The sequence below is a fragment of the Nonomuraea cypriaca genome, assembly GCF_015645445.1.
GTDB classification, from domain to species: domain Bacteria; phylum Actinomycetota; class Actinomycetes; order Streptosporangiales; family Streptosporangiaceae; genus Nonomuraea; species Nonomuraea cypriaca.
On record NZ_JADOGI010000460.1, the window covers coordinates 1 to 2,658 of the forward strand.

Below are 2,658 nucleotides of genomic sequence, written 5' to 3' on the forward strand. Positions count from 1 at the left end.
GGGGTGGGCTGGAGTCAGCTTTGGGTGAGTTGGACGGCGAGCTGGGCGCGGGATCGGATGCCCAGTTTGAGGTAGATGTGCCCCAGGTGGTATTCGACCGTCTTCACGCTGAGGGCGAGCTCCCTGGCGATCTGGCGGTTGGTGAGCCCTCGTGCGGCGTGCTGGGCGATGGCGTACTCCTGTGTGGTGAGTGCCGGTTGCGCCGGGCCCTCCGTACGCGATGCGTGGCCGACGCCGCACGCCGCCAGCTCGCGGCTGCAACGTTCCACGTACGGGCGGGCGCGTAACTCGACGAGTGCGGCGTGGGCGCGTTCGAGATGGTCGGCGGCGAGGGCCCGCTTGCCCTGGCGGCGCAGGAACGCACCGTAGTCCAGCTCCGCCAGCCCCAGCGGGAACGGCGTGCCTAGAACGTCGAGCAACTCCAGCGAACGCTCGTACGCCGCCTTCGCCCGCTCCGGCTCGCGTCGCGCGGCATGGAGGTTGCCCCGCGCCCTGGACGCCGCCGCGAGCCGCGACGGACGTCCAGCACCCCGCTTCTCACTACGGCGGAGCCTGAGGACGGCCTCATCAACCCGCCCGGCCATGACCAGCGCATCCACCAGCAGATCCTCCCAAGGCAGCGAACCACCCCCGACGGGCCAGAAAGCAAGCTCCGCTGACACGGAAAGGCCCTCAGCTGAGCCTCCGGGCGGGGGCACGCCGCACGCCTCGCGGGATGCGCTTGGGCCCAAGATGACGACAGCCTCGTGGTCTTCGTGGCCGACCGTGCCACAGACGATGGCGCCCTCGTGGGGTACGCCCTCGGCAGGTGCATGATCGGCCTGGCCAGAGGCGAGCGCCGGCTCGTGGCATGCGTGATCGGCCTGGCCAGAGGCGATGGCCGGCTCGTGGGGTACGCCCTTGGCGGGTGCGTGGTCGGCCGGACCAGGGACGATCACGGACTCGTGGGGTGCGTGGTCGGCCGGGGCGGAGGCGATGGCGGCCTCGTGGTCGCCGCGGGCGGTGGCGAGGTGTACGGCGGCTGCGGCGGCGTGCGCGCGGAGCAGGGCGCTCTCGGTCGCGCGAGCCGACCGCAGGCGGATCTCCGCGGCCTCCCACTCGCCGCGCCCTGCCAGTACGAGCACCGCGATGGCATGGCAGAGCGGGGCCAGCAGCGTGTGCCCCGCATCCACGGCCAGAGCATCGGCCGCGTCGCAGTGGGCCAGGGCGCTGTCCCAGGCACCACGGCGGTATTCGGCCTCGGCGAGCGCGGCGTAGGCCAGCAGGCGCGTGCGCAGCGGCAGGGGGGTCACGGCCGCGAGGAGGCCGTCGAGGTCGCGTACCGCGCCGTCGAGGTCGTCCAGCCAGATCCGCAGCCTCGCCCGGCCAAGCAGCGCCTCCAGTTCATCCCCCGACGCGGACGCGGGCGCAGGCAGCCGCCCCAACCCCGACAACACGTCGGCCACATACAGCGAGAGGCAGCGGGTGAGGTCGAAGGTGGTGGGGTGCGGGGACTGGGCATGGGCGCGGGCGCTCCATTCGGCGGAGCCTGGGCCGTCCCCGTCGAGGAGGCGCAGGAGAGCGGTCTGGGCGGCGGCCTTGCCCGCCAGCGTGGCGTCCGGCGCGTGGTGCCAGGCATCCTCGAGAAGGGCGGCCGCCTCGTGCGTGCGGCCCGCCTCCAGCTTGAGCAGCGCCAGCACGTACGCCCGCCACGCCGATGCCGGCAGTGCCGACACCTGGGCGAGCAGGGCACTCGGGTGGGCGTCGCCCATGATGATCCGGGCTTCTGCGGCCTCCAGGACGAGCCGGTGGCGTTCATGGGCGGTCGGGGCCAGCCGGGTGGCCGCGGCCAGGTGGGCGACCGCCTCGGCCCATGCTCCTTGCGACGCCCGGCGGCGACCGAGCCCTGCCAGTTCGGCGGCCAGCTCGCGGTCGGGACCGACGGCGCCGAGGCCACGGTGCCACAGCGCGACGGCCGGGTCCTGGGCGAGCGTGGCGGCCCTGAGGTGCAGGGCGGCGCGCCGAGACGGGCCCAGGTACTCCTGGTACACGGCCGCGCGCACCAGCGGGCACGGGAACGACAGCTCGCCCGTGCTGATCTCCTCCCGCAGGAGCCCGGCGGCCATCGCCTGCTCCAGTGCGCCCAGCGGGTCGTCCACCCGCGCGACGTCGGCGGCGGCGTACAGCGGGGACCGCTCGCCGAGTACGGCGGCCGCCGCCACGAGGTCGCTGCCCGCCTGCCCACACGCGGCCAGGTCGGCCAGCACCCGGACGGTCAGTGAGGCCGGCGCCGGGAGCGGTACGCCGAGGTCTTCCAGTGCCTCACCGCTGAGCTGGGTGAGCAGGGAGCGGATGTGGAGGGGGTTGCCCCCGGTGTGCCGCCGGAACCGCAGCGCCGCCCGCCTGGTCGGCCGATGCCCGGTCAGGCGCGCGCACAACTCCGCGACCGCGCCCGCGTCCAGCCCAGGCACTGGAACGTGTACGGTGCCGTCCGCGTGGAACAGGCGCCGGAACCGGGCCGGCAACCCAGGATCCGCGACGTCTCGTACGACCATGAGGACGACCAGCCGGGTGTCTCGCAACCGGCGCAGAGCGAACGAGATCGCGTCCAGGGACGGATGGTCGGCCCACTGAACATCGTCCAGAATCATCACCGGCCGCCCACCCACCCGCTCAACC

Annotated in this window: 1 protein-coding gene; it reads right to left on the minus strand. The window is 73.8% G+C overall.

Annotated features, from left to right (window positions below; all coding sequences use genetic code 11):
* Positions 1-14: 14 nt before the first annotated feature.
* The coding region (locus ITP53_RS54770) for a helix-turn-helix transcriptional regulator (protein ID WP_236052239.1) at positions 15-2,658 on the minus strand (2,644 nt) is incomplete at its 5' end.